The following is a 25,499-nucleotide window of genomic DNA, read 5'->3' as shown; positions in this document are numbered from 1 at the left end:
TGAAACAAACCTCATATCTATTCATGTAACCCTCGGGGTCGGATCAGGTGTCCAACTCCCGGGGGTCACTTCATGGACGGGTTTACGGCGTCCCCCTCAACCGGACCCACCCTGCCAACCCACGGAATGCAGGCTTTTGACGTTGAGGTTGCCGGCCAGCGGCCGGCACTACCGCGGGTGCAGCGCTGCAAGCCCTGCCGGGACAAAAAAAACAGGGCCGGACCCCGCCAGGGCCGACCCCCGCCTGGCGCCCTCTGCCAAGCAGCCTCGACTGTACGATGACAACGCACGACAAAGTGCGGCTGGATACATCCCGACATACGCCGACACTGCCCCGGCGAGCCTTGCATGGAACGGGTTCACGGCGCCACCGCAGGGCCTGTTCCACGCCAGTAAACGCTTGGCACATATCGCTTTCGCAGCCCCTTGCCTACACTCGGCGGCCGTGCATCAACCAGGACCTTTCATGTTGGCTCGTATCACTTCGACCCTGGCCCTTGGCCTCAGCCTGGCCGTCCTGGCCGGGTGCGCAGGCAAACAGGAGGCCGCCGCGCGTCGGCAGGGCGAAGCGGTGCCGGTCACCGCCCAGGTCGTGCAGCCCTCGCAGTGGAACGACACGCTGCAGGCGCTGGGGACGGCCAAGGCACGTGAATCCATCAGCGTTACCGCCAAGGTCAGCGAGATCGTCGACCGCGTGCACTTCGAAAGCGGCCAGCAGGTCGCTGCCGGTGCGCCCATCGTGACCCTGCGCGGGCAGGCCCAGGAGGCGGCACTGGTGCAGGCGCAGGCGACCTTCCATGAAGCCGACCAGCTCTACAAGCGCCAGCGCGAACTGGCGACCCAGCGCCTGGTCTCCAGCGCCACCCTCGATACCCAGAAGTCGATCCGCGACGCCGCCGAAGCACGCGTGGCGCAGATGCAGGCGGACATCGGCGACCGCCGCGTGCGTGCGCCGTTCGCCGGCGTACTCGGCATCCGCCAGGTCAGCCCGGGCACTCTGCTGACCCCGACCACCGTCATCGCCACCCTGGATGACATCGAACGCATGCACGTCGATTTCCAGGTGCCGGAAGTGGAAATGGCCGCGCTGTCCAACGGCGACAAGGTCAGTGCGACCAGCGTCGCCTGGCCGGGCCGTACCTTCGAAGGCGAAGTGACCACCATCGATGCGCGCGTCGATCCGGCCACCCGCGCGGTGACCGTGCGCGCCGACTTCGCCAACGCCGATCACGCGCTGCGTCCGGGCATGCTGCTGGACGTGCGCCTGTTCCGCCCCGAGCGCCCGGCGCTGGTGGTACCGGAAATCGCCGTGGTGCAGGTCGGCCGCGATACCTTCATGTACCGCATCAAGGCCGACGACACGGTCGAGCGCATTGACGTGATCACGGGTGCGCGTCGTGCCGGCGTGGTCGAGATCCGCCAGGGCCTACAGGGCGGCGAGCGCATCGTCGTCGATGGCACCGGCAAGCTGCGCGCCGGCCTGAAGGTGGCGGCGACCGACGCCGCGCCGGCCAGCGGCACCGCACCGGCCAAGACGCCGGCAGCGGCACCGGCCGAGGGCAACGGCGGATGAAGCTGTCGGATATTTCCATCCAGCGGCCGGTGTTTGCCGTGGTGATGAGCCTGCTGCTGGTGGTGCTGGGCATCATGTCCTTCACCCGCCTGACCCTGCGCGAGCTGCCGGCCATCGATCCGCCCATCGTCTCGGTGTCGGTGGATTACACCGGTGCTTCGGCGGCGGTCATCGAAAGCCGCGTGACCCAGGTGCTGGAAGATGCGCTGGCCGGCATCGAAGGCATCGATACGATCAACGCGCGCAGCAGCAATGGCCGCTCGCAGGTCAGCATCGAATTCACCTCCAACCGCGATATCGAAGCGGCCGCCAACGATGTGCGCGATGCGGTCAGCCGCGTGGCCGACCGCATGCCCGAAGAGGCGCGCCCGCCGGAAATCGCCAAGGTCGAGAGTGATGCCGACCCGATCATCTGGTTCAACATGTCCTCCACCACGATGGACACGCTTGAACTGAGCGACTACGCCGACCGCTACGTGGTCGACCGCTTCTCCAGCCTCGATGGCGTGGCCCAGGTCCGCATCGGTGGCCGCCAGCGCTATGCCATGCGCATCTGGCTGGACCGCGACCAGCTGGCCGCCCGCGGCCTGACTACCGGCGATGTGGAAACCGCGCTGCGCAACGAGAATGTGGAGCTGCCGGCCGGCCGCATCGAGTCGACCGACCGCGACTTCACCCTGCGCGTCGAGCGCAACTACGTGAAGCCCGAGGATTTCGCCACCATCCCGCTGGGCAAGGGCAGCGATGGTTACGTGGTGCGCATGGGCGATGTTGCCAGGATCGAGCTGGCCTCGGCCGAACGCCGCGCGTACTTCCGCAGCAACGGTGAACCCGGCGTCGGCCTGGGCATCGTCAAGACCTCCACGGCCAACTCGCTGGACGTGGCCCGTGCCGCGCGCGCGGAAGCCGAGAAAGTTGCCGCGACGCTGCCCGAGGGCACGCAGATCGTCGTCACCTTCGACAACACCACCTTCATCGAGGCGGCCGTCGATCGCGTCTACGCGACCCTGATCGAAGCGATGCTGCTGGTGCTGGCGGTCATCTGGCTGTTCCTGGGCAGCTTCCGCGCCGCGCTGATTCCCGCGGTGACCGTGCCGGTCTGCCTGGTCGCGGCCTTCATCGCGCTGTACGCCTTCGGCTTCTCGATCAACCTGCTGACCCTGCTGGCGCTGGTGCTGTGCATCGGCCTGGTGGTGGACGATGCGATCGTGGTGGTGGAGAACGTGCAGCGCCGCATCGACCTTGGCGAACCGCCGCTGGTCGCCTCCAAGCGAGGCACCACCCAGGTCGCTTTCGCGGTCATCGCCACGACCGCCGTGCTGGTGGCGGTGTTCCTGCCGGTCGGTTTCCTCGAAGGCAACACCGGCCGCCTGTTCCGCGAGCTGGCGGTGGCGCTGGCCGCCGCAGTGGCCCTGTCGGCGTTCGTCGCGCTGACGCTGACGCCGATGATGGCCTCCAAGCTGCTCAAGCCGCACAGCGGGCACGCGCCGCGCGGCCTGTATGGCGTCATCAACCGCAACCTGGAGCGCCTGGCGTCGGGTTACGGCCGCGTGCTCGACCACCACGTCGACCGCCTGTGGATCTACCTGGTGGTGATGGCGCTGGCACTGGCTGCCAGCTGGGGCCTGCTGAAGATCCTGCCGTCCGAGCTGGCCCCGGCCGAAGACCGTGGCTCCTTCCAGATCATGATCGACGGCCCTGAAGGCGCCGGCTATGACTACACCGTGCAGCAGGTGCAACAGGTCGAAGCACTGCTGGCGCCGCACGTGGGCGCCGACAAGACCATCGCCCGCGCCAACCCGCGCGTGCCCGGCGGCTTCGGTGCCAGCGAGGAAATGCACACCGGCCGCGTCAGCGTGTTCCTGCAGCCGTGGCGCCAGCGCACCGAGAACACCGTGGACGTGGCCAACGACCTGCAGAAGGAGCTGGACACCCTGCGTGGCGTGCGCGTGCGTACGCAGGTCGGTGGTGGCCTGGTGCGCAGTGGCGGCCAGCCGTTCCAGATCGTGCTGGGTGGCCCGGAATATGCCGAGATCGCGCAGTGGCGTGACCGCATCCTGCTGCGCATGGCCGACAACCCAGGCTTGGTCGGCCCCGATTCGGACTACAAGGAAACCCGTCCGCAGATGCGGGTGAACATCGACCGCCAGCGTGCGGCCGACCTCGGCGTGCCGGTCACCGCGATTGGCTCGGCACTGGAAACCATGATGGGCTCGCGCCGCGTCACCACCTTCGTCGACAACGGCGAGGAGTACGACGTGCTGGTGCAGGCCGGTCGTGATGGCCGCGCCAGCCCGGCCGACCTCGCCGCCATCCGCGTGCGTGCCAACTCCGGCGAACTGGTGCCGCTGTCCAACCTGGTCACCCTCAGCGAAGTGGCCGAGGCCGGCACCCTGAACCGCTTCAACCGCCTGCGCTCGATCACCATCAGCGCCGGCCTGGCCCCCGGCTACCCGCTGGGCGAGGCCATCGCCTGGGCACAGCAGGTCACCCGCGAGGAGCTGCCGCAGTACGCGCAGATCAACTGGAAGGGCGAGTCGCGCGAATACCAGAGCGCCGGTGGCGCTGTGCTGCTGACCTTCGCCATGGCCCTGCTGGTGGTGTACCTGGTGCTGGCCGCGCAGTTCGAGAGCTTCATCCACCCGCTCACCATCATGCTGACCGTGCCGCTGGGCGTGCTCGGCGCGCTGGTCGGGCTATGGGTCAGTGGCGGTACGGTGAACCTGTTCAGCCAGATCGGCATCGTGATGCTGGTGGGCCTGGCCGCCAAGAACGGCATCCTGATCGTCGAGTTCGCCAACCAGCTGCGCGATGACGGGCGTACCGTGCGCGCGGCCATCATCGAATCGGCCGTGGTGCGCCTGCGACCGATCCTGATGACCTCGATCGCCACCGTGGTCGGCGCCATCCCGCTGGTGGTGGCCGGTGGCCCAGGTTCGGCCAGCCGTGGCACCATCGGCGTCGTGATCATCTTCGGCGTCACCCTGTCCACCTTCCTGTCGCTGTTCGTGGTGCCGGCGTTCTATGCGCGCCTGGCCCCGTACACCCGTTCGCCCGAAGCGGTGAAGCGCGAACTGGAGAAGCAGGAAGCCGAATCGCCTTCGGTGGGCGGTCATGCCTGAGCCTCGGCTGCAGGGCGAAGGCTTCTGCCTGCGCCCCTGGCGCAGCGACGACCTGGCGTCGCTGCTGCGCCATGCCGACGATCCGGAGGTCTCGCGCGGCCTGCGCGACCGCTTCCCGAGCCCCTACACGCGTGCGGACGGCGAGGCCTTCCTGGCCGGCCACGTGCTTGGCCCCGGCACCCTCAACCTGGCCATCGAGATCGACGGCCTGGCCTGCGGCAGCGTCGGCGCACAACCCGGCACGGCCGAGCGCGGGCACACCGCTGAACTCGGGTACTGGCTGGGCCGGGCGTTGTGGGGGCAGGGCGTGATGACCCGGGTGGTGGGCCTGTTCGCGCCGTGGGTGATGGACGAGCTGCGCCTGTTCAGGCTGCAGGCCGAGGTGTTGGATTTCAACGAGGGCTCGGCCCGCGTGCTGCTGGCAAATGGCTTTGCCGAAGAGGGCACGGCCCGCTGCGCCGTCTACAAGCGCGGCGTCCTGCACGACCTGCGCCGTTTCGCCCGGGTACGCAGGGACCTGTAGAGCCGAGCCCATGCTCGGCTGCCGTCGGGACCCGAGCCGAGCATGGGCTCGGCTCTACAAAACAGCGCTATCGCAGCGACCTTCGATCAGGGAGAATCGGTCCGGTCCCTTCCAGCCGACGGGACGTCCTTACAACCCGCCGACTGGAGAGAGCGCGCGTGGAAGCAACCGTACATTTCATCAACAGCATCATCTGGAGCAAGGCCCTCATCGTGGTGTGCCTGGGCGCCGGCCTGTATTTCAGCCTGCGCACCCGCTTCATGCAGATCCGCGGTTTCTTCGAGATGTGCCGCCTGACCGTGCAGGGCGAGAAGTCCGAGGCGGGCGTGTCCTCCTTCCAGGCCCTGGCCATGTCGATGGCCGGCCGCATGGGCATCGGCAACATCGCCGGCGTGGCCACCGCCATCGCCTTCGGCGGCCCGGGTGCCATCTTCTGGATGTGGGTGATGGGCTTCCTCGGCGCGTCCACCTCGTACGTGGAATGCACCCTGGCGCAGATCTACAAGACCAAGGATGCCGAGGGCCGCTACCGCGGTGGCCCGGCGTACTACATCGAAAAGGCCATGGGCCTGAAGTGGTATGCGCTGGCCTTCGCCATCGCCACGATCATCGCCGCCGGTTTCCTGATGCCGGGCGTGCAGGCCAACGCCATCGCTGACAGCGTCATCAACGCCTGCCGTGGCACCGCCGTGTGCGGCCCGCTGGATGGCCAGATGCTGGGCATGAGTTCGGTCGAAGCGCTGAAGCTGGGCATCGGCATCGCCGTGGCGCTGCTGCTGGGCGTGGTCATCTTCGGTGGCGTCAAGCGCATCGCCAACTTCGCCGAAGTGGTGGTGCCGTTCATGGCCGCCGCCTTCATCCTGATGGCCATCGTCATCATGGTCATCAACTACGACCGCGTGCCGGAAATGTTCGGCATCATCTTCGACAGCGCCTTCGGTACCCACGCGGCGTTTGGCGCGATGATGGGCCTGGCGGTGGAGTGGGGCATCAAGCGCGGCATCTACGCCAATGAAGCCGGCCAGGGCTCGGGCCCGCACGCCGCCGCGGCCTCCGAGGTTTCGCACCCGGCCAAGCAGGGCTACGTGCAGGCCTTCGCCATCTACTTCGACACCATGATGGTGTGCACCGCCACCGCGTTCCTGATCCTGGCCAGCGGCACCTACAACGTGTACTCGCCTGCAGGCGCCAACGCGCCGCCGATCTTCCAGGGCCTGGCCGGTATTCCGGAAGGCGCCGGCTATGCGCAGGCCGGCGTGGAAGCGGTGCTGCCGGGCTGGGGCGCGGCGTTCGTCTCGATCGCCATCTTCTTCTTCGCCTTCACCACCATCATGGCCTATTACTACATGGCCGAAACCAACCTGACCTACGTCAACCACAACAGGAAGCGCCCGCTGACCGTGCTGGTGCTGCGCCTGGGCATCATCGCCATGGTCGTGTTCGGCGCGTTCCATAATGCGACCCTGGCCTGGGCACTGGGTGACATCGGCGTGGGCCTGATGGCCTGGCTGAACATCATCGCCATCCTCATCGTGCAGAAGCCGGCCATGCTGGCCCTGCGTGACTACGAACGACAGAAGAAGCTGGGCCTGGATCCGACGTTCGACCCGGATGCCCTGGGCATCAAGAACGCCGACTTCTGGCGCCAGCGCAAGCAGGAGAATGTGTAAGTGAACAACCCCTGGAACAACCGCCGCCCGTCCGCCCGTCCGCCGCGCGCAACGCCGTTGCCGCGTCCGGAGGTGCCGGCCACGGGTGGTGGCGGCCGTGGCGGCAACGATGAGCTGCGCCTGTTCGGCCTGAACGCCGTGCTGGCCGCCTTCGAAGCGCGCCCGCAGGCGCTGCGCAAGCTGTACCTGCTGGAGGCGCGCATTCCGCGCCTGCAGCCGCTGCTGAAGTGGTGCGTGGCCAACCGCGTGGGGTACCGCGTGGTGGAAGACGGCGACCTGAACAAGCTGGCCGGCACCACCCACCATGAGGGCGTGGTGGCTGACGTGGTGCGCGCACCGGTGCTGCCGCTGGCGCAGTGGCTGCAGCAGGTGGGCGATGGCCCGGCGCTGGCGCTGTGGCTGGATGGCGTGGGCAACCCGCACAACCTGGGTGCGATCCTGCGCTCGGCCGCGCACTTCGGCGCCAAGGCCCTGCTGCTGCCGGCAGGCAGCACGTTGGCGCTGTCCGGTGCCGCTGCGCGCGTGGCCGAAGGTGGTGCCGAGGCCCTGCCGCTGGTGCAGCTGCCCGGTGACGCAGAGGCCATGGCGGCGCTGCGTGCGGCGGGTTTCGGGCTGGCCGCGACCCTGGTCGAGGGCGGACAGGACGTGTTCCGCGCCGAGTTGCCCGCGCGCCTGGTGTATGTGATGGGTGCCGAGGGCGAGGGCATGGATCGCGCGCTGGCCAGCCAGTGCGACCAGCAGGTCTCGATTCCCGGCAGCGGCGCGGTGGAAAGCCTCAACGTCGCCTCGGCGACGGCGGTACTGCTGGCGCAGTGGGCCAGCCGCCGCGGCTGAGCACCCGGATCGGGGTCAGAGCCCTCGCCGCAGGCGAGGGATCCGACCCCAGCTAGTTGACCGCGGAGCGGGGTCGGATTCCTCGTGCATGCGAGGGCTCTGACCCCCGTCGATTGCCAAGCATGCTTTACAGCGCTGAAAGCGCGCTGGAAATTTGAAACTTTCCTCATAGGTCGGCCATCGCCGGCGACGCAGGGTGGAACTCCATCCCTCGTTGTCCCCGGAGTGGCTGTCATGTCCCATCTGCAACGCACCCTGTCCGTGTCCCTGCTGCTGGCCAGCGCGCTGGCCAGTGCCAGTGCCTGCGCCAACGAACGCAGCCTGGAAAACGTCAACTTCATGGGGCCGTTGATCACCCCCAATCCCGCGGGCCTGCCGCAGGGCCGCTGGTTCCTCGAACCCTACCTGGTCCGCGTCGACAGCAACGCCCACTACGATGCCGACGGCGAGCGCCAGCGCAGCGCGCAGGACAGCGGCGCGTGGGCGGTGGTCATGCCGGTGATGTACGGCTTCAGCGACCGCCTGATGGGCCAGGTGAACCTCAGCGCGTCGCGGGCGGAGTCCGGCACCGGGCACAGTGGTGGCTTCCGCGCCGGCGATACCACCGCCCGCCTGCAGTACCTGCTGCAGGCACCCAGCGCCGATGGCACCCGGCCTGCGGTTTCGCTGGCGGTGTCGCAGCGCTTCAGCACCGGCAGCCACGACCGCATCACCGGCAACCCCCTGGATGCGCAGGGCGATGGCGTGCAGCGCACCACCGTCGCGCTCGGTGTGCAGCAGGTGGTGTGGATGCCGAACGGGCGACCGCTGCGCTGGCGTGGGCAACTGATGGCCGGGCCGGCGCCGGCGCGTACGGCGCTGTCGGGCGCCAGCATCTACGGCACCGAAGCGGGCTTCCAGGGCCATATCGCGCGAGGCTCGGTGCTGGGCCTGTCGGTGGCCGGCGAGTACAGCTTCAACGACCGCTGGGTCGGGGTGATGGAACTTGCCGCCAGCCGCGAGACCGGCCAGCGCCTGATCGGCTTCATGCCCACCGCTGACGGGGGCGGGCGACGTATCGACGAACAGCGCCCGGCCAGCCGCTCGCTGTCGGTGGCGCCAGCGGTGGAGTACCACTTCAGCCCGTCGCTGGGGCTGATTGCCGGCGTCGAGATCACCCTGGCCGGGCGCAATACCGGCCGCATCATCAGCCCCCAGGTCGCCCTGGGCGTGTTCTTCTGAGGGGGCGGCCATGAGCATCGAATCGATCGTCAATGTCCTGCTGGGCATCATCTGGAGCCCCTGGCTGGTCGTGCTCTGCCTGCTGGCCGGCCTGTACTTCAGCGTGCGCACGCGCTTCATCCAGCTGCGCGCGCTGCCTGACATGCTGCGCCTGATGTTCCGCCACGAGCGCTCCGAGGCGGGCGTTTCGCCCTTCCAGGCGCTGTCGCTGTCACTGTCCAGCCGGGTCGGTGTCGGCAACATCGCCGGTGTCGCCATGGCCATCGCCTTTGGCGGCCCGGGGGCCATCTTCTGGATGTGGATCGTGGCCTTCCTCGGTGCCTCCAGTGCCTTCATCGAATCGACGCTGGCCCAGATCTACAAGGAGCGCGACGCCAGCGGCCATTACCGGGGCGGCCCGGCCTATTACATCGAAAAGGGCCTGGGCCAGCGCTGGTATGCGGTGCTGTTTGCGCTGGTCACCGTGCTGGCGGGGGCGATGCTGGCCGGCACCCAGTCCAATGCCATCACCAGCGCGGTGAACGAGGCCTGGGGCATCCCGGTGGCGGGCACCACGGCGGTGCTGCTGGCTGTCCTTGCGGCCGTGCTGTACGGCGGCGTGCGCCGCATCGCCCGCGTGGCCGAGTGGGTGGTGCCGATCATGGCCGTGGCTTACCTGCTGGTCGCCGCCGTGGTCATGGTCATCAACGTCCACAGGGTTCCCGAGGTTCTCGCGCTGGTGCTGCGCAGTGCGTTCGGCGTGGACGCCGCGTTCGGCGCGATGATCGGCACCGCCATCCAGTGGGGCGTGCGTCGTGGCGTGCTGTCCAACGAGGCGGGCATGGGCAGCGGTGCGCATCCGGCCGCAGCGGCGGAAGTCTCGCATCCGGTCAAGCAGGGCCTGGTGCAGTCGTTCTCGGTCTACATCGACACCATGGTGGTGTGCAGCGCAACCGCGTTCCTGATCCTGTCGACCGGGCTGTACAACGTCTACGATCCGGCCGTGAACGGTGTGCCCGACGAGGCGCGCCTGCTGCTCGCCAACCTGCCGGGTGTCGAGGCCGGGCCGCGCTTCGTGCAGCATGCGGTGGAATCGGCGCTGCCGGGTTTCGGCAAGTCGTTCGTCGCGCTGGCGATCCTGCCATTCGCGTTCACCACGATCCTGGCCCTGTACTACATGGCCGAAACCAATGTCAGCTACCTGTGCCGCGACCGCCCCGGGCGCGCGACGGTCACCGGTTTCCAGCTGCTGTTCCTGGGCGCAACCGGCTACTCGGCGGTCAATACCGCAACGGTGGCCTGGGCGCTGGGTGATATCGGTGTGGGCATGATGAGCTGGTTGAACATCACTGCCATCCTGCTGCTGCAAAGGCCCGCCCTGGCGGCACTGCGCGATTACGAACAGCAGAAGCGGCAGCAGCGTGATCCGTTGTTCAGGCCGCAGGCGATCGGCATGCGCAACACACGGGTCTGGCAGGGGTAAACGAAAACGGGGTCAGATCCCTCGCGCATGCGAAGGCTCTGACCCCATCACTTCACCGCGTCACTCGTTCGGCGGCGTGGTGGCCTTGGCTTCGCTGCCGAAACTGCCATCGGCGTCGGCCGCCAGGTAGGCGAACACGGTGTAGGCGGCCACGTTCTGCGCCAGTGCCTTCGGGTCGATCTTGTCCAGGGTGTCGTCGGCGGTGTGGTGCAGGTGGAAGTAATCCGAACCATCCTGCGCCAGCCACGCCCACGCGCCGCCCTTGGCGGCCAGCGGGCCGACATCCGGGCCCGGGCCACCCTTGTCGGCCATGTACTCGATGCCCAGCGGCTTCATCACCTCGGCAATCTGCCGGGTAGCATCACGCGAGCCTTCCGGGTTCGGCGAGCCGGTGTTGAACGCGTAGATGCGGCCGGCACCGAAATCGCTCTCGGCGGCCAGCTGGTGCAGCGTCACGTCCTTGGCATGTGCCTCGGCGTACGCCTTGCCGCCATACAGGCCCTGTTCTTCGTTGGCGAAGGCGATCACGCGGATGGTGCGCTTGGGGGCCTGCTTGAGCTGGCCGATCAGGTGGCCGGCGGCCATGGTGATGCCCACGCCTGCGCCGTCATCCACTGCGCCGGTGCCCAGGTCCCAGGAATCGAGGTGACCACCGATCACCACCACTTCCTTCGGCAGCGTACGCCCGGTGATTTCGCCGATCACGTTGTAGGAGGTCGCAGTGCCGTCCCAGCCGCAGTCCAGCGCCACCTTCACGGTGGTGGTGCCACGCGCCACCAGGCGGGCCAGCTGGTCGGCATCGGGCACAGAGAGGGCCGCCGACGGCACCGGGGTCAGGCCATCATCGAAGCGGGTGATGCCGGTATGCGGCACGCGGTGCGAATCGGTACCGGCCGAGCGCATGAGGAAACCAACCGCGCCCTTGCGGATCGCCTCGGACGGGCCCTTGCTGCGGATCGCGCCGCCACGGCCGTAGTCACGGCCATCGCGGAACGGCAGCATCTGGTAATCGACGAAGGCGATCTTGCCCTTCAGCGAACCTTCCGGTGCCGCCTGCAGCGCGGCAAGGTCGGCAAACCGCACCACCTCGGCCTCGACGCTGCCGCCGGGGCTGCCGCCCAGGGCGGTGATCTGCAGCGGCTGCGGGTTCCTGCCGGTCACCGCGGCATGTTCAGTGCGGCGTTCCCACTTGGGGAAGGTCACAGGCTCTTTCCACACCTTGTCAAAGCCGAGTGCCTTGAACTTGGCTTCGGCCCAGGCCACGGCGCGGGCGTCGGCTTCGCTGCCGGCGATGCGCGGGCCGATCTCGGTGGTCAGCGATTCCACCACCTTCCAGCCGGTGTCGTCGGCCAGTGCCTGGTCACGCAGCTGCGCAGCGGTGGCCAGCGAGGCCGGGGGCAGGGTGGTGGTGCGCGGCGCCGCGAAGGCCGGCGCGGCCAGCAGGGCGAGGGAGGATGCGATGGCAAGGACGCGGCGACGCATGGACAGCTCCGGGAAGGGAATCAGCCTTGGAGCTTAACAGTCGTTCAGTGCCGCGCATGGGCGGGAGGTCACGGTGGCGGCGAACGCTGTTTTCCGGCCATGACCGGCAAAGCGGTAGCGCCGGGCCATGCCCGGCGAACGTCGACCAACCGCTGCGCTCGCCGGGCATGGCCCGGCGCTACCGGTGGCTGTCCTTATTTTTTCAGGCTGTCGCGGATCTCGCGCAGCAGCACCACTTCTTCCTTCGGTGCGGCCGGTGCCGCTTCCTTCTTGCGAGACAGGCGGTTGATCACCTTGATCACCATGAAGATGGCGAAGGCCACGATGATGAACTGCACCAGCGTGTTGAGGAAATCACCGTAGCCGATCACCACGGCCGGAATCTCCTTGCCATCCGGTCCGATGCTGGCGGCCGACAACGTCCAGGCCAGATCGGAGAAATCCACCTTGCCGATCAGCATGCCCAGCGGCGGCATGATGATCTTCTCCACCAGCGCGGTGACGATCTTGCCGAAGGCCGCGCCAATGACCACGCCGACGGCGAGGTCGATGACGTTGCCGCGCATCGCGAATTCCTTGAACTCGGTGAGCATTCCCATTCTTGTTCTTCTCCTGAGGGCGAGGGTTCGAGCGCAGGTTAACGCAGCCGATGTCAGCCTGCGATGACGCCGTGGCGTTCGGCCACGTTTTCCAGTCGTGCACTGAAACGGTCGCCCGGCTTCAATGCGGCCACGCCCGACGGGGTGCCCATGAACACCAGGTCGCCGGCGCGCAGCTGCCACAGCTTGGACAGCTCATGCAGGATTTCCGGCACGTTCCAGATCATCTGGTCGAGCAGCGATTGCTGGCGCACTTCGCCGTTCACTTCCAGCGACAGGTTCAATGCGGCCAGGTCGCCCACTTCACCGGCGTGCACGATCTCGCTGATCGGTGCGGAGGCATCGAAGCCCTTGGCCGAATCCCACGGGTGGCCCTTTTCCTTGGCGGCGGCCTGCAGGTCGCGGCGGGTCAGGTCCAGGCCCACGGCGTAGCCGTAGATCAGCGCCTCGGCATCGGCCACGGCCAGCTCGCCGGCGGGCGCATCAACGCCGATCGCCACCACCAGCTCCACTTCGTGGTGCAGGTTGCCGGTGGCGGGGGGATAGGGGATTACATCGTCATGGCCGACCACGATGGCATCGGCCGGCTTGCAGAAGAACATCGGGCGGCCGCGATCGTCGGCCGCCGGCACCGCAGCACCCATCTCACGCGCATGGTCGGCGAAGTTGCGGCCGACGCAGTAGATGCGGTGGACCGGGAAGGTACCACCGCCCACCACCGGTACGCGCGGAACGGTGGGGGCAGGGATCACATCGGAAACAACGGCAGTGGACATGCGGGGGTTCCAGTAGGAAGGCCCCTGCAGTCTAGAACGGTGCGGCGCCCACGTCAGCGGGCGAGCGCATCAGCGCGACATCGGCAAAGCTGATTTGCGCACCACGCGGTATTCGCCTTCCACCACGTTGGCATCCGCCGCACGGCGCGTGACGCTGGGCTTGCGCGACGCCAGCAGCTTCCACGCCAGGCCGATCAGGATCATCGCCGCCCCGACGAACACGCCGATGAACACCATCGCTGCCAGGATCGCCAGGCCGAGCAGGCCCACGGCAACACGCACCAGCGGGTGGCGCGGCTTGCGCGGCGCGAACAGGGTGCGGAACTGGTTGAAGGCGGAAGCGCGAGTAAACATGGCGGCTCGATAGGGCTGGGATCAGCGAAACCAGAGTATCGGGATGCGCCACTGTCATTGAGTGAAAAACTCGTTAAATATAGCCTTTGCTTATTACGGATCAATGACTTGTGTTCATGTCGCAGCCAGTCATATGAGCGGCCGTGCGACAATCCGGTTTTCCGCAAGAGCCTTCCGCCATGACTGCCGCCGCTGCCCTGATCGCCCTTGATGCCCTTGCCGACGGGGCCTTTGCCGAGGTCGAAGCGGTGGTCGAAGGCGATGCCGAATCGCTGGTGCTGTACCGCGATGGCGCGCAGGTGCGCGCATTCCTGAACATCTGCCCGCACGCCGGCCGCCGTCTTGACTGGGCTCCCGGCCAGTTCCTGAAGAGCCGTGAAGGCCACCTGGTGTGTGCTGCGCACGGCGCCTCGTTCGCGCTGGACAGCGGCGACTGCATTGCCGGCCCGTGCAAGGGCGACCGCCTGCGCGCGGTGCCGGTGGATATCCGCGACGGCCAGGTCTACCTGGCCTGAGGCCAGCGTCGGGGCGTCAGGGTAGAAGCAGAAGCATCCACGCATGGCGTGGATCTACTGTCGACCCAGGTCGACCGATCGCGGCCAGTAGATCCACGCCATGCGTGGATGGAACCCGTCAGATATCGAATTTCAGATTGGGGCCAGAGGCTGTTGCGCAGCAACGGGATCCGACCCCGTGCCGACCAACGGTCGGCACCCACCACACCCGTGGTGGTCCGCACCTTCCGCAGGTGCAGGGCTCAGAACATCAGGTTGATCATCACCACCACCACCAGCGTGTAGATCAGCGACAGCGGTCCGCCGACCCGCCACATCTCGCGCGGGGTGTAGTTGGCCGGGCCGGTGATCATCGAAATCACCGGGTTGGAGGCCGTCATCAGGTTGTTGGACGCTGACAACGCCACGATCAGCGCGAACGCAGTCGGATTGCCGCCCGCCGCCAGCGCCAGGTTCACCGCGATGGGCACCATCACGATCGTCGCGCCCACGTGGCTGATCACCAGCGAGAACACCGTGGTCAGCAGTGCCAGCGCAAGCTCCAGCACCCAGATCGGGATGCCGGTCGGCAGCTTGTCGATCGTGTGGCCGGCCACCCAGGCCGCCGCGCCGCTGGAATCCATTGCCCAGCCGAGCGGAATCAGCCCGGCCATCATGAATACCGTCTTCCAGTTGATGGAGGCATAGGCCTCGTCCATGCGCAGCACGCCGGTCAGCAGCATGCCGGCCACGCCGGTCATCAGGGTCAGCGCCACCGGCAGCTTGCTGGTCAGCGCGATCAGGATGGTCAGCGCGAAGATCGCCATCGCGATCTTGAACTTGTGCGGGCGCTGCTCGCCGGTCGGGTAATCGGTCACCACCACGAAGTCGCGGCTCTTGGCGGCCTGCGCCAGGTCGGTCCAGATGCTGTGGAAGACCAGCATGTCACCGGCGCGCAGCTGCACGTCGCGCACGTCCTCGCGGATCACCTGCTTGTCGCGGTTGATCGCCAGCAGGCTGATGCCGCGCTCCTTGCGCAGGCGCAGATCGGCCGCGCTCTTGCCGATCACGTTGGAGGTCGGCGGCACCACCGCCTCGGAAATACCGGCACGGCTGGGGTTGAACAGGTCGCCCAGGTGCTTCAGCCGCGAGGACATGCGCAGGAACTGGTTCTGCGCGAAATCGTGCACGTCCTGGCGCGGGCCCATCGCGCCCAGCACGCTGCCCACCCAGATGCGCATCTCCGCCGGCGGTGCCAGGCGGGTGTCGTTGCCGGTCTTCAGCGCCAGCAGCAGCGGCGCATCATGCAGGGTCTCGGCCTCGCCCAGGGTCATGCCCACCAGCGGGCTTTCGGCGGTGACCACCAGCTCGAACACATCGCCTTCGATGCCGTAGGTCTTGGCGAAATAGCTCTCGGTGCGTGCCGGGGTCACCCCGTCATTGACCAGGCTTTCCTCTTCGATCAGCTTGCGGTCGCCGTAGTAGCGGAAATACAGCAGCGAAGCGATCAGCAGGGCCACGCCGATCGGCAGCGGCGCGAACATGCGCAGCGGCTCGATGGTCGCCAGGCCCGAGGGCAGGTTGTTGTTGGCCGAGGCCAGCAGATCGTTCAGCAGGATCAGCGGCGAGTTGCCCACCATGGTCAGCGCGCCGCCCATCACGATCGCTGCCGAGATCGGCAGCAGCAGCCGCTGCAGGGTCAGCCCGGTGCGCGCGACCAGCCGCGAGGCGACCGGCAGGTACAGCGCCATCACCGAGGGGTTCTGCATGAAGGACGAATTCAGGCCGGCGATGGCCGTGGTCATCATCAGCAGCCGCTGCTCCACGCCGTGGCCGCGCCGCAGCAGCCACGCGGCCAGCCGGTTCAGCGCCCCGGTGCGGTCCAGGCCCGCACCAAGGATGGTGGTGGCGATGATGCTCATCACCGCGTTACCCGAGAAGCCACCGAAGATTTCCTCCGGGGCGATCAGGCCGGTGACGCCCAGCACCACCAGCACCACCAGCGCGACCACGTCGGCGCGGATGCGCTCGAACAGGAACATCGCCATCGTGAAGCCGACCAGCCCGAGCACGAGCTTCATGTCGTTGGTCAGCGTCAGCGCGGTATCCATGTGGGGCGCAGCGTCCTCGGGCGTGGGTCAGGTGCGGTCGTACAGCAGGTCCCAGACGCCGTGGCCGAGCTTCTGGCCGCGGGTCTCGAAGTGCGTCTGCGGGCGCCAGTCCGGGCGCGGCACGCTGCCACGCGGGCCGGCACGGTTGACCAGGCCAGCGGTGGCGTCCAGCACGTCCCACATCTGCTCGGCGTAGTCTTCCCAGTCGGTGGCGCAGTGCAGGCGGCCACCCGGGCGCAGCTTGCGCACGATCAGTTCGGCGAAGGCCGGCTGCAGCAGGCGGCGCTTGTTGTGGCGCTTCTTGTGCCACGGGTCCGGGAAGTAGATGCGCACTTCATCCAGCGCACCATCGGCGATCTCGTTCTGCAGCACTTCCACCGCATCGTGGTGGTACAGGCGCACGTGGTCGGCGTTGTCATCGGCCAGCGCATTCAGCAGGCGGCCCACGCCCGGGGCGTGCACTTCGATGCCGATGTAATCGCGCGACGGATCGTGCTGCGCGGCGAAACGCAGGGCAGCGCCGTTGCCGAAGCCGATTTCCAGCACCTTGTGCGCCGGACGGCCGAAGGTGGCATCCAGGTCGCGCGGCTGGCCGTTGTAGTCGATGCCGAAGCGCGGCCAGCGTTCGTCGAACGCGCGCTGCTGGGCGGGGGTGAAGCGGCCCTGGCGCAGCACGAAGCTGCGCACCTCGCGGCGGCCCTCGCTCACGGTGAAGGGCTTGGGCGGGGCCTTGGAGCCGGCGCTGTCAAAAGGATTGGTCATCAGCCGATCAGCCCATCCACCGGGGAGGAGGCGCTGGCGTAGCGCTTGCGCGGAATGCGCCCGGCCAGGAAGGCCTCGCGGCCGGCTTCCACGGCCTTGCGCATGGCGCTGGCCATCAGCACGGGATGGCGCGCACCGGCAATGGCGGTGTTCATCAGCACGCCGTCGCAGCCCAGCTCCATCGCAATGGCGGCATCGGAGGCGGTGCCCACGCCGGCGTCGACGATGATCGGCACCTTGGCGTCTTCGATGATCTGCAGCAGGTTGTACTTGTTCTGGATGCCCAGGCCCGAGCCGATCGGCGCGGCCAGCGGCATCACCGCAGCGCAGCCGATCTCTTCCAGGCGCTTGGCCAGGATCGGGTCATCGGAGGTGTAGACCATCACCTCGAAGCCGTCCTTGACCAGCTGCTCGGCAGCCTTGAGGGTCTGCACCACGTCCGGGTACAGCGACTTCTGGTCGCCCAGCACTTCCAGCTTGGTCAGGTTGTGGCCGTCCAGCAGCTCGCGGGCCAGGCGGCAGGTGCGCACGGCGTCTTCGGCGGTGTAGCAGCCGGCGGTGTTGGGCAGGATGGTGTAGCGGTCCGGCGGCAGCACGTCCAGCAGGTTCGGTTCGCCAGGGTTCTGGCCGATGTTCGTGCGGCGGATGGCCACGGTGACGATCTGGGCGCCAGCGGCCTCGGTGGCCAGGCGGGTTTCTTCCAGGTCCTTGAACTTGCCGGTGCCGGTCAGCAGCCGCGAGCCATAGGTCTTGCCGGCGATCACCAGCGAATCGGGGGAGACAGGGAGGTTCATGACGCGATTATCGCTTATCCGCCTGAAGATGGGGTCGTCACTTCGACGCCGCCGGGCATGGACCGGCGCTACCGGAAGAGATGCGCAGGGTAGCGCCGGGCCAAGCCCGGCGAGCGCGGAGCGTGGGTTTTCCTCAGCCGCCGCCGAGCGCGTGCACGATCTCCACCACGTCACCTTCGGCCAGCACGTGCTCGCCATGGCGGCTGCGGCTGACGATCTCGCCATTCACTTCCACCGCCACCCGGCGCTGCAGCAGCTGCTCGGTGGCGAGCAGGTCCAGGAGGGTCGCCGAAGCGGGCAGGGTGCGGGGTTCGCCATTGAGCTGGATGTTCATGCGCGCATTGTCGCTTATGGCCCGCCATGATCGGAACCGTCGCCTCCGTGCGTCGCACGCCATCACCGGCACAGCCCGCCAGCGCAGTCTCAGGCGACAATTCATGCGGCGGCGCAGCGTGAGCAATCGGCGACACGGTGAAACCATTCACCGTGCGCCGGCGTACGTGTGCGCCGGATCCCCAACATTTCCCCCCAGGAGTTCTACATGCTGCTCAGCAAACGCCCGATCCGCTCCCTGATGGCGGCCGCGATCGCGCTCGCCGCGCTGCCGGCCATGGCAGGCGAATCCCCGTTCACCCGCACCGTGTTCTTCGGCGACAGCCTGACCGACAGCGGCTACTTCCGCCCGCTGCTGCCGCCCGATGTGCGCCCGGTCACCGGCCAGTCCACCACCAACCCGGGCTGGGAATGGGCGCAGTTCGTGGCCGATTACTACGGCACCAACGCCAGCCCCAACGGCAACGGCCAGAACGGTGACAACTACGCCGTCGGTGGCGCCCGCGTGGGCGTCGACCTGACCCAGCCGGCGCTCGGCAACGTCGCCGTGCCCTCGCTGAAGACGCAGATGGCCAACTATCTGGCCGCCAACGGCGGCAAGGCCGACCCGAACGCCCTGTATACCGTGTGGGGCGGCGCCAACGACCTGTTCTCGATCACCGCCCCGGCCCAGGCACCGGCCGTCATCGGCGCGGCGGTCACCACCCAGATCGGCATCGTGTCCAGCCTGAAGCAGGCCGGTGCGCAGTACGTGCTGGTGCCCAACCTGCCTGATATTGGTTCCACCCCGGGCTTCATCGATCGTGGCGCCGCGGCGCGCGCACAGGGCACCGCCCTGTCCAACGCCTACAACAACGCGCTGTACGGTGGCCTGAAGCAGGCCGGCATCGAGTTCATCCCGCTCGATACCTACACCCTGCTGCACGAGATCATCGCCAACCCGGGCATGTACGGCTTCAGCAACGTCACCGGCCGCGCCTGCCTGGTGGCCTCGTCGCTGACCTGCAGCCCGCTGGCCTATGTGCGCCCGGATGCGGCCAGCACCTACCTGTTCGCCGATGACGTACACCCGACCACGGCCGCGCACCAGATGCTGGGCCAGTACGCCATCTCGATCCTGGAAGGCCCGCGCCTGCAGCAGATCCTGACCCACTCGGCGCAGACCATCGGCCGTTCGCGCGCCGACCAGGTCAGCCTGCACCAGGCCGGCCGTCCGGCCGATGGCATGTCCTGGTGGGGCGGCGTGCGCGGCGACATGCAGCGCTACGACCACGCCGACGTGTATGACGGCGTGGCCCCGGCCGGCCTGTTCGGTGTCGACTGGGCACGTGACGGCATGGTCGTCGGCGGCTTCGCCGGTTTCGGCCGCATGAACGCCGACTTCGGCAACAGCCGTGGCGACTTCACCCAGAAGGACACCACCGCCGGCCTGTTCGCGGGCTGGTACGGCGACCGAATCTGGGTCAACGGCCAGGTCAGCTACACCTGGCTGTCCTATGACGTGAACCGCAAGGTCCAGCTCGGCCCGGCCACCCGTGAACACGGCGGCTCGCCGGACGGCAGCAACCTGACCGCCGCCCTGAACGCCGGTTACGAGTTCGGCACCGAAGGCGGCTTCCGCCACGGTCCGATCGCCTCGGTGATCTGGCAGAAGGTGAAGATCGACGGCTACACCGAAACCGCCGATGCCAACACCCTGGCCACCGCGCTGGGCTATGGCAAGCAGGACGTCGATTCCACCGTCGGCCGCATCGGCTGGCAGGCCCGCTTCGATGGCGGCAGCGTCAAGCCGTACGTGCAGGTGACCTACGACCACGAGTTCGAGGACACCAAGCAGGCCAGCGCATGGGTGCAGAGCCTGCCGGACGTGGGCATGTACCGCGTGCCGGGCATGGACTTCGACAAGAACTATGCAACCGCCATCTTCGGCGCGCGCATGGAGCTGTTCGGCCTGCAGAGCAACATCGGTCTGAGTGCCACCACCCTGCAGAAGCGTGCGCAGGATGCCACGCTGTTCGCCAACTTCAGCGGCAGCTTCTGATCCAGGGCGGGGTCGGATCCCTTTCCACCCGGAAAGGGCTCTGACCCCGTTGCCGCCGGCATTGCGCAACACCGGCCGGTCCGCATAGACTTTCACCCTGCAATGCGGGCGTAGCTCAATGGTAGAGCTGTAGCTTCCCAAGCTACTGACGAGGGTTCGATTCCCTTCGCCCGCTCCAGTTCGGCCATTTGCACACCTAAGTGCATGAATGCGAAGGGGCCGAGTCAAAAAGGCTGCGTGCGCTCCTTGCCAGAGCTGCTTTTTCCTGCGCGCCCGTCTGGGCTTTATGCCCGCTTCCTTGTTCCTCTTTATCTTCGGTCCCGCTTGGATTGTCCCTTCATCGTCCGTGCGCCGGGTTTGCCCTCCGGCGATCGCGCACGATACGTTCGGATGATCTGCGGGGCGCAAAGGCGCGGTCCAGCAATCTCATTGAGAGCTGCCAGATACTCCGCACCCTGCTGGGGTCTGTAGGGGATATCCCTGCATCGGGCGACGACTGACTGTGTCAGGGCGTTGTGGGATGGCGTCCAGTATTGGCCGAAGAACGGAACCAGGCGCGTGAATACCGCAGGTCAAGCGTCCGGCAGACGGTTGCGCTTGCGGCGAAGACCTCTGGCTTCCTGTGGTCGGGGGCAGCAGAGGGTCGACCATAAGTGCCGCAACGGTGCCCCACGAGCAGGTAATCTTATCCCGGAAGCAGCAAGGGGCGATCGATCATGAGCCTGACCAAACTCGAGTTGTGGTGCCAGGATGCGATCACCATCCTCGCTGGCCCTGACGACATTCCCCGCCTTATCGAGCTGCGGAGGGAGACTGTCAGGGGATTTGCTCACAGTCCTCATCTCTACGAGGTGGCTGCCGATATTGCCGAGGATCTCAACGACCTCGTGCCGGACTCCCAGCGGGTGGTCAGGGAATACTTGATTGCCAATTATGGGTTCAGCTTCGAGTTTTTCATTGACAAGAAGTTGGCCGAGGTGAGGAAGGTTTTGGCGCGCGGACGGATAGACGGCGAAAAAGACGTTCGCCTCCTTTCTGATTTCGCTGCTGATACGTCAAACGACGAGGTCCTGACCGCAGCGGCCGATTCATTGCTGGAGGATTACGCGAGATTGATGAAGAGGTGATCGCTTACCGAGCTACGCCTGCTTCAACGTGCTGTCAGGCGATTTTATTCGCCGCTCAAGGCGCACTTCATTGTCTCTTTCCATTGCAACGCTTGAATGGTGCACGGATGCCGATGCGATGCCCGGATGACTGCTGATCGAAGCACGCTCCGTCGCTTTGCCCAATGGTTGCCGTTGCTGGCATGGGTGGCCATCTGTGTCGCCTGGTGGTCACCGTTGGGCGTGGTGGTCGGCCTTGCCGTGTGCATTGCGTTGGGCGTCGTGCTGCAGCGCCTTGACCTGGTCGGTGATGCCGTCGGCGGCGCACGGCTGCGTTCGCAGTTGCCGGGGCGCCTGGCCGAGCGTCCCCCCACTCATGATGTGCTGCTGGAATCGGCTGAAGTGGGCATGGGCGGGCCTGTTTACCGCGTCCAGATGCTGCGCGATGGCGCCATCGTCGAAGGGGTAGCCATCCTCGGCAGCAACGAGGCCAGCTGTGGATGGACGTCGCTGCCGGGCAGCGCGCTGCGCCTGGCCACCGGCTCTGTCGACCGGGGCGAGGGGGTGATCGTCTACGACGAGCAGCACAAGGTGGTGCATCTGCTGGCCGTCGCTCCAAGCGTGCTCGCGCAGGAACTGGGTGCCCGTCGGCAATCCGATGGCGATGTGGCGGCGGCATTGTGGCTGCGCAGCCTGCCTTGCCGCCTGATCCAGCTGCATCCCTGTCGAGGGCTATGGCTGGCGGAGGGGCACGCGGCACTGGCTGCAGGCGTGCCGAAGGCGCTTCGCCACGTCCTGCCCGACGGCCGGGTCCTGCAGGCCATCCCCATGCTTCCCGAGGATCTGCGCCCGACCGCGCATCCGGCCCTGTTCACGCGACTCTGTCCGTACTCGCTTCACTTCGACGGTGAGGCCACGGGCCGCCATGTGTGCGGTCTGGAGACGGTGATTGCCAGCCCATCGGGACGATGCGTGGTGGTAGCGGGCAGTGTGATGGATGCGGATCTGCGTCCCCGTCAGAGCGTGTGGCTCATTTACTGGCGGGGGCGTTGGCAGGCCATCGCCGGCCAGGCCGTGGGCGGTCGTGGCAAGGCCACGAGCATGGTCTGGATCAACGTGATCGAGGTGAGCGATGACGGCACGCTCCACGGCCAGGCCCAAGAAGATCACTGGGTGGCCGGTGCCATCAAACAGGTCCCCACGCCGCACACGGCACTGGAACTGCCCGTGGAGTGGCGGCAAACCGGGCTGGCCCTGCGGGTCCGCGACGGACGCTTCACGCTGCGCCTTCCCTGATCTGCGGCAGCACGTCGCGGAGCATCATCCTGCCGCCACACGCTCGCGCTATGCTGCGCGCCTGCCGTCCACTGCCGCCGCGATGAAGCTCGCCATCCTGTCCCGCAACAGCTCGCTGTACTCCACCCGCCGGCTGGTCGAGGCCGCGCGCGCGCGCGGCCATACCGTCCGCATCCTCGACCCGCTGCGCTGCTACATGCGCATTGCCGCCGATGGCTTTTCCATGCACTACAAGGGCCGGCCGATGACCGGCGTAGACATGGTCATCCCGCGCATCGGCGCCTCGATCACCCGCTACGGCACTGCGGTGCTGCGCCAGTTTGAGCTGATGGGCGCGCGGACGCCCAATCCGTCCGACGCGATCCTGCGCTCGCGCGACAAGCTGCGCGCGCACCAGCTGCTGGCGGCCAAGGGCATCGACATGCCGGTCACGGTGTTCGGCGACAACCCGGACGATACGGTCGACCTGCTCTCCATGCTCGGCCCGCCGCCGCATGTGGTGAAACTCAACGAGGGCACGCAGGGCCGCGGCGTCATCCTCACCGAGAAGGCCAGCGCCTCGCGCGGCATCGTCGAAGCCCTGCGCGGCCTGTATGCCAACTTCCTCATGCAGGAATTCATCGGCGAGGCGAAGGGCGCGGACCTGCGCTGCTTCGTCGTCGGCGACCAGGTGGTGGCCTCGATGCAGCGGCAGGCTCCGGAGGGCGACTTCCGTTCCAACCTGCATGCCGGTGGCACGGCGGTGGCGGCCAAGGCCAGCCGGGCTGAACAGCAGGTGGCGGTGCGCTCGGCCAAGGCCTTGGGCCTGTCGGTCTGCGGGGTCGACCTGATCCGCTCCGAACGCGGCCCGCTGGTGCTGGAGGTGAACTCCACGCCGGGCTTGGAAGGCATCGAAGCGGCCTGCCAGGTGGACGTGGCCTCACGCATCATTGCCCATGTCGAGAAGATTAAAAAGCCTTGATTATCAGAGGCTTGTAATTTTCCTGAAGATTGCCGGCCGGGTTTAACAAGGCTTTAATCGGGGCCGGCGTAGGCTTCAGCGAACCGCAGCTCTGCCTCTCAGCAGGATCGGTAATCGGGATACGACTTCAGGCCCAGGCGGGTAGACCGCCTGGGTCTTTTTTATGCCCGTCCGGTTCCTGCCAAAGGTCTCTTGTGGTGGCGCAGGGCGGCTCGTAGAGTTGGGCCTTCGTTCCGGGATGGATCGGGAGGCTGGCGATGTACCGCATCACCGTGTTTGCAATGTTGCTGGGGCTGTCCGCGGCCGCACAGGCCGGGTCGGAAAAGCCCGTCGTGCAGATGGACCGGCAGGCGCCGGTAGCCGACCAGGTGCGCCAGGTCGAAAAGGCGCTGGACAACGGCGAGTACGCCGAAATTTCAACGGATGACCGTGCGCAGGTGCGGCAGTCGCTGGCCCGCATCACCCAGCGGATGGGTGACCGCCAGACGGTGCAGGAGCTGCCCGCGACGGTGCAGAACGAGGTCTTCAACGACCAGGAGCGGATCAACACCATCCTCACCCGCGCCCACGCCGACAGCCGGCAGGTCTGCCAGCACACCCGTACCACCGGCAGCAACATGCCCAAGAGCCGCTGCCTGACCGTGGCCGAGCGTCGGAGGATCGAGGAGAAGGGCAAGGCGCTGCTCAACGACCAGCGCACCTTCACCGACCTTTCGCCTCCCGGCAACCGCTAGGCCGTCCGCCGCCCCTGCGCTTGGCACTTGCTGGCGTGAAGGCGGTGCGAATACAGTCAGTGATCCATTCAAACAAGGATTCGTTTGTCATGAAGTCCCTCCTGATGTCGGTGGTGCTGTTTTCGGGGCTGAGCCTGTCCATCGCCGCCTCCGCGTCCAAAGGGGCCGGCGAAGTCTTCATCCCCGGCAAGCCGCTGCAGCAGCAGATCGAGCGCATTGAAATCGAACTCAGCGATGGCGAAACCTACAGCGAGCTGAAGCTGGCCGACCGCAGTCGCGTGCGTGAGGCGCTGGTGCGCATGCGCGCTGCCGTAGAGCAGCACCCGAACCGCGATTCGATGCCTGAACAGGTGCGAACCGACGTCTTCAACGACCAGCAGCTCGTGAACACGGTTTTGACACAGGCGCGTGAGGATAGTCGTCTAATATGCCAACGTGAAAAGGCGACGGGTTCGAACCGGGCTACAACGCAGTGCTCCACCGTCGCCGAGCGAGCCCGGCAGAAGGAAAGGGCACAGCGTGATATGAGCCAGGCCCAGCGCACCGGCAAATTCGTCAATTAGAGGTGACAGTGAGAATTCTGGTAATCGAAGACAACAGCGACATTGCGGCCAATCTGGGTGATTACCTGGAAGACCGCGGGCACACGGTGGACTTCGCGGCTGACGGCGTCACCGGCCTGCATCTTGCCGTGGTGCACGAGTTCGACGCGATCGTGCTGGATCTCAACCTGCCGGGCATGGACGGCATCGAAGTCTGCCGCAAGCTTCGCAATGAAGCCCGCAAGCAGACCCCGGTGCTGATGCTGACCGCGCGTGATTCGCTGGACAACAAGCTGGCCGGTTTCGATTCCGGCGCCGATGACTACCTCATCAAGCCGTTCGCGCTGCAGGAAGTGGAAGTCCGCCTCAACGCCCTGTCGCGCCGCGGCAAGGGCGTGCAGACCCGCGTGCTGGAAACCGGCGATCTGGAATACAACCTGGACACGCTGGAAGTGCGCCGCCAGGGCAAGCTGCTGCAGCTCAACCCGACCGCGTTGAAGATCCTGCAGGCGCTGATGGAGGCTGCTCCGGCGGTGGTGACCCGGCAGGAACTGGAAACCCGCGTCTGGGGCGAGGAGCTGCCGGATTCGGATTCCCTGCGTGTGCACATCCACGGCCTGCGCGCGGTGGTCGACAAGCCGTTTGAAGTGCCGCTGATCCAGACCCGCCATGGCATCGGATACCGCATCGCCACCCCGGAAGCCTGATC

General features: G+C 66.9%; 23 protein-coding genes and 1 tRNA gene. 16 read left to right on the top strand and 8 right to left on the bottom strand.

The window, feature by feature from the left end:
* The first annotated feature begins 466 nt into the window (after nucleotides 1-466).
* The 7 genes from QMZ26_RS16425 to QMZ26_RS16395 all read left to right on the top strand — a co-directional run bounded on the left by QMZ26_RS16425 (nucleotide 467) and on the right by QMZ26_RS16395 (nucleotide 10,405).
* A complete protein-coding gene (locus QMZ26_RS16425; protein WP_200734255.1) occupies nucleotides 467-1,573 on the top strand; it encodes an efflux RND transporter periplasmic adaptor subunit in 1,107 nt (368 codons plus the stop codon).
* Nucleotides 1,570-4,695 (top strand): efflux RND transporter permease subunit, encoded by a 3,126-nt coding sequence (locus QMZ26_RS16420; protein WP_200734254.1) that lies wholly within the window; start codon nucleotides 1,570-1,572, stop codon nucleotides 4,693-4,695. Before QMZ26_RS16425 ends, QMZ26_RS16420 begins: the two co-directional genes overlap by 4 nt.
* Nucleotides 4,688-5,218 carry a GNAT family protein gene (locus QMZ26_RS16415; RefSeq protein WP_283222073.1) on the top strand — a complete coding sequence of 177 codons (531 nt, stop codon included), beginning with the start codon at nucleotides 4,688-4,690 and terminating at the stop codon, nucleotides 5,216-5,218. The genes QMZ26_RS16420 and QMZ26_RS16415 overlap by 8 nt, the downstream gene beginning before the upstream one ends.
* A gap of 158 nt (nucleotides 5,219-5,376) precedes the next feature.
* Nucleotides 5,377-6,888, top strand: coding sequence for an alanine/glycine:cation symporter family protein (locus QMZ26_RS16410; RefSeq protein ID WP_200734252.1), 1,512 nt, complete (start codon nucleotides 5,377-5,379; stop codon nucleotides 6,886-6,888).
* Nucleotides 6,889-7,722: a TrmH family RNA methyltransferase gene (locus QMZ26_RS16405; protein ID WP_200734251.1), complete on the top strand. Its 834-nt coding sequence runs from the start codon at nucleotides 6,889-6,891 to the stop codon at nucleotides 7,720-7,722.
* 234 nt (nucleotides 7,723-7,956) lie between these two features.
* The gene (locus tag QMZ26_RS16400; RefSeq protein ID WP_200734250.1) at nucleotides 7,957-8,943 is read left to right on the top strand and encodes a hypothetical protein; all 987 of its coding nucleotides are present in this window, start codon (nucleotides 7,957-7,959) and stop codon (nucleotides 8,941-8,943) included.
* A 10-nt stretch (nucleotides 8,944-8,953) separates the two neighbouring features.
* Nucleotides 8,954-10,405 carry an alanine/glycine:cation symporter family protein gene (locus QMZ26_RS16395; protein ID WP_283222072.1) on the top strand — a complete coding sequence of 484 codons (1,452 nt, stop codon included), beginning with the start codon at nucleotides 8,954-8,956 and terminating at the stop codon, nucleotides 10,403-10,405.
* Nucleotides 10,406-10,465: 60 nt separating this feature from the next.
* Here QMZ26_RS16395 and QMZ26_RS16390 read toward each other — a convergent pair whose 3' ends face one another.
* The 4 genes from QMZ26_RS16390 to QMZ26_RS16375 all read right to left on the bottom strand — a co-directional run bounded on the left by QMZ26_RS16390 (nucleotide 10,466) and on the right by QMZ26_RS16375 (nucleotide 13,616).
* Complete coding sequence (locus QMZ26_RS16390; protein ID WP_283222071.1) at nucleotides 10,466-11,887, bottom strand: M28 family peptidase; 1,422 nt, start codon at nucleotides 11,885-11,887, stop codon at nucleotides 10,466-10,468.
* A gap of 194 nt (nucleotides 11,888-12,081) precedes the next feature.
* A complete protein-coding gene (gene mscL, locus QMZ26_RS16385; RefSeq protein ID WP_108766133.1) occupies nucleotides 12,082-12,486 on the bottom strand; it encodes a large-conductance mechanosensitive channel protein MscL in 405 nt (134 codons plus the stop codon).
* Nucleotides 12,487-12,539: 53 nt separating this feature from the next.
* Nucleotides 12,540-13,262, bottom strand: coding sequence for a fumarylacetoacetate hydrolase family protein (locus QMZ26_RS16380; protein ID WP_283222070.1), 723 nt, complete (start codon nucleotides 13,260-13,262; stop codon nucleotides 12,540-12,542).
* Nucleotides 13,263-13,331: 69 nt separating this feature from the next.
* A complete protein-coding gene (locus QMZ26_RS16375; protein ID WP_079222969.1) occupies nucleotides 13,332-13,616 on the bottom strand; it encodes a hypothetical protein in 285 nt (94 codons plus the stop codon).
* A gap of 179 nt (nucleotides 13,617-13,795) precedes the next feature.
* Here QMZ26_RS16375 and QMZ26_RS16370 point away from each other — a divergent pair, with 179 nt between their 5' ends.
* Nucleotides 13,796-14,131 (top strand): Rieske (2Fe-2S) protein, encoded by a 336-nt coding sequence (locus tag QMZ26_RS16370; RefSeq protein WP_079222968.1) that lies wholly within the window; start codon nucleotides 13,796-13,798, stop codon nucleotides 14,129-14,131.
* Between the two features lie 242 nt (nucleotides 14,132-14,373).
* Here the strand turns inward: QMZ26_RS16370 and QMZ26_RS16365 are convergent, their stop codons facing one another.
* The 4 genes from QMZ26_RS16365 to thiS all read right to left on the bottom strand — a co-directional run bounded on the left by QMZ26_RS16365 (nucleotide 14,374) and on the right by thiS (nucleotide 18,111).
* Nucleotides 14,374-16,221: an SLC13 family permease gene (locus QMZ26_RS16365; protein WP_079222967.1), complete on the bottom strand. Its 1,848-nt coding sequence runs from the start codon at nucleotides 16,219-16,221 to the stop codon at nucleotides 14,374-14,376.
* 27 nt (nucleotides 16,222-16,248) lie between these two features.
* Entirely contained in the window at nucleotides 16,249-16,983 is a 735-nt protein-coding gene (trmB, locus tag QMZ26_RS16360) for a tRNA (guanosine(46)-N7)-methyltransferase TrmB (RefSeq protein ID WP_200732119.1), read from the bottom strand.
* Nucleotides 16,983-17,777: a thiazole synthase gene (locus QMZ26_RS16355; RefSeq protein WP_079222965.1), complete on the bottom strand. Its 795-nt coding sequence runs from the start codon at nucleotides 17,775-17,777 to the stop codon at nucleotides 16,983-16,985. Before QMZ26_RS16355 ends, trmB begins: the two co-directional genes overlap by 1 nt.
* A gap of 133 nt (nucleotides 17,778-17,910) precedes the next feature.
* The gene (gene thiS, locus QMZ26_RS16350; RefSeq protein ID WP_108747263.1) at nucleotides 17,911-18,111 is read right to left on the bottom strand and encodes a sulfur carrier protein ThiS; all 201 of its coding nucleotides are present in this window, start codon (nucleotides 18,109-18,111) and stop codon (nucleotides 17,911-17,913) included.
* Nucleotides 18,112-18,318: 207 nt separating this feature from the next.
* On the opposite strand from thiS, the gene QMZ26_RS16345 reads away from it, so the two are divergent.
* From QMZ26_RS16345 to QMZ26_RS16310, 8 genes are all read left to right on the top strand, one after another.
* Nucleotides 18,319-20,151: an autotransporter domain-containing protein gene (locus QMZ26_RS16345; RefSeq protein WP_283222069.1), complete on the top strand. Its 1,833-nt coding sequence runs from the start codon at nucleotides 18,319-18,321 to the stop codon at nucleotides 20,149-20,151.
* Nucleotides 20,152-20,255: 104 nt separating this feature from the next.
* A tRNA-Gly gene (locus QMZ26_RS16340) sits at nucleotides 20,256-20,329 on the top strand.
* Nucleotides 20,330-20,867: 538 nt separating this feature from the next.
* A complete protein-coding gene (locus QMZ26_RS16335) occupies nucleotides 20,868-21,278 on the top strand; it encodes a hypothetical protein (RefSeq protein WP_283222068.1) in 411 nt (136 codons plus the stop codon).
* Between the two features lie 126 nt (nucleotides 21,279-21,404).
* Complete coding sequence (locus QMZ26_RS16330; protein WP_283222067.1) at nucleotides 21,405-22,553, top strand: hypothetical protein; 1,149 nt, start codon at nucleotides 21,405-21,407, stop codon at nucleotides 22,551-22,553.
* 82 nt (nucleotides 22,554-22,635) lie between these two features.
* Nucleotides 22,636-23,514 (top strand): 30S ribosomal protein S6--L-glutamate ligase, encoded by an 879-nt coding sequence (gene rimK / locus QMZ26_RS16325; protein WP_079222961.1) that lies wholly within the window; start codon nucleotides 22,636-22,638, stop codon nucleotides 23,512-23,514.
* 257 nt (nucleotides 23,515-23,771) lie between these two features.
* Entirely contained in the window at nucleotides 23,772-24,248 is a 477-nt protein-coding gene (locus QMZ26_RS16320) for a hypothetical protein (protein WP_200732124.1), read from the top strand.
* A gap of 89 nt (nucleotides 24,249-24,337) precedes the next feature.
* Nucleotides 24,338-24,811, top strand: coding sequence for a hypothetical protein (locus QMZ26_RS16315; protein ID WP_283222066.1), 474 nt, complete (start codon nucleotides 24,338-24,340; stop codon nucleotides 24,809-24,811).
* Between the two features lie 8 nt (nucleotides 24,812-24,819).
* Nucleotides 24,820-25,497: a response regulator transcription factor gene (locus tag QMZ26_RS16310; RefSeq protein ID WP_005410804.1), complete on the top strand. Its 678-nt coding sequence runs from the start codon at nucleotides 24,820-24,822 to the stop codon at nucleotides 25,495-25,497.
* Nucleotides 25,498-25,499: the final 2 nt, after the last annotated feature.

The sequence above is a fragment of the Stenotrophomonas sp. PFBMAA-4 genome (genome assembly GCF_030053215.1).
GTDB lineage: Bacteria > Pseudomonadota > Gammaproteobacteria > Xanthomonadales > Xanthomonadaceae > Stenotrophomonas.
The sequence above is the reverse complement of the archived record's forward strand: the minus strand, read 5'-3'. Positions and strand labels throughout refer to the sequence as shown.

What these genes read in the sequence shown, in the direction of transcription:
- QMZ26_RS16425 (WP_200734255.1), top strand. Translation starts at nt 467, where the DNA reads ATGTTGGCTCGTATCACTTCGACCCTGGCCCTTGGCCTCAGCCTGGCC.
- QMZ26_RS16420 (WP_200734254.1), top strand. Translation starts at nt 1,570, where the DNA reads ATGAAGCTGTCGGATATTTCCATCCAGCGGCCGGTGTTTGCCGTGGTG.
- QMZ26_RS16415 (WP_283222073.1), top strand. Translation starts at nt 4,688, where the DNA reads ATGCCTGAGCCTCGGCTGCAGGGCGAAGGCTTCTGCCTGCGCCCCTGG.
- QMZ26_RS16400 (WP_200734250.1), top strand. Translation starts at nt 7,957, where the DNA reads ATGTCCCATCTGCAACGCACCCTGTCCGTGTCCCTGCTGCTGGCCAGC.
- QMZ26_RS16395 (WP_283222072.1), top strand. Translation starts at nt 8,954, where the DNA reads ATGAGCATCGAATCGATCGTCAATGTCCTGCTGGGCATCATCTGGAGC.
- QMZ26_RS16390 (WP_283222071.1), bottom strand. Translation starts at nt 11,887, where the DNA reads ATGCGTCGCCGCGTCCTTGCCATCGCATCCTCCCTCGCCCTGCTGGCC.
- mscL (WP_108766133.1), bottom strand. Translation starts at nt 12,486, where the DNA reads ATGGGAATGCTCACCGAGTTCAAGGAATTCGCGATGCGCGGCAACGTC.
- QMZ26_RS16380 (WP_283222070.1), bottom strand. Translation starts at nt 13,262, where the DNA reads ATGTCCACTGCCGTTGTTTCCGATGTGATCCCTGCCCCCACCGTTCCG.
- QMZ26_RS16375 (WP_079222969.1), bottom strand. Translation starts at nt 13,616, where the DNA reads ATGTTTACTCGCGCTTCCGCCTTCAACCAGTTCCGCACCCTGTTCGCG.
- QMZ26_RS16370 (WP_079222968.1), top strand. Translation starts at nt 13,796, where the DNA reads ATGACTGCCGCCGCTGCCCTGATCGCCCTTGATGCCCTTGCCGACGGG.
- QMZ26_RS16365 (WP_079222967.1), bottom strand. Translation starts at nt 16,221, where the DNA reads ATGGATACCGCGCTGACGCTGACCAACGACATGAAGCTCGTGCTCGGG.
- trmB (WP_200732119.1), bottom strand. Translation starts at nt 16,983, where the DNA reads ATGACCAATCCTTTTGACAGCGCCGGCTCCAAGGCCCCGCCCAAGCCC.
- QMZ26_RS16355 (WP_079222965.1), bottom strand. Translation starts at nt 17,777, where the DNA reads ATGAACCTCCCTGTCTCCCCCGATTCGCTGGTGATCGCCGGCAAGACC.
- thiS (WP_108747263.1), bottom strand. Translation starts at nt 18,111, where the DNA reads ATGAACATCCAGCTCAATGGCGAACCCCGCACCCTGCCCGCTTCGGCG.
- QMZ26_RS16345 (WP_283222069.1), top strand. Translation starts at nt 18,319, where the DNA reads ATGCTGCTCAGCAAACGCCCGATCCGCTCCCTGATGGCGGCCGCGATC.
- QMZ26_RS16335 (WP_283222068.1), top strand. Translation starts at nt 20,868, where the DNA reads ATGAGCCTGACCAAACTCGAGTTGTGGTGCCAGGATGCGATCACCATC.
- QMZ26_RS16330 (WP_283222067.1), top strand. Translation starts at nt 21,405, where the DNA reads ATGACTGCTGATCGAAGCACGCTCCGTCGCTTTGCCCAATGGTTGCCG.
- rimK (WP_079222961.1), top strand. Translation starts at nt 22,636, where the DNA reads ATGAAGCTCGCCATCCTGTCCCGCAACAGCTCGCTGTACTCCACCCGC.
- QMZ26_RS16320 (WP_200732124.1), top strand. Translation starts at nt 23,772, where the DNA reads ATGTACCGCATCACCGTGTTTGCAATGTTGCTGGGGCTGTCCGCGGCC.
- QMZ26_RS16315 (WP_283222066.1), top strand. Translation starts at nt 24,338, where the DNA reads ATGAAGTCCCTCCTGATGTCGGTGGTGCTGTTTTCGGGGCTGAGCCTG.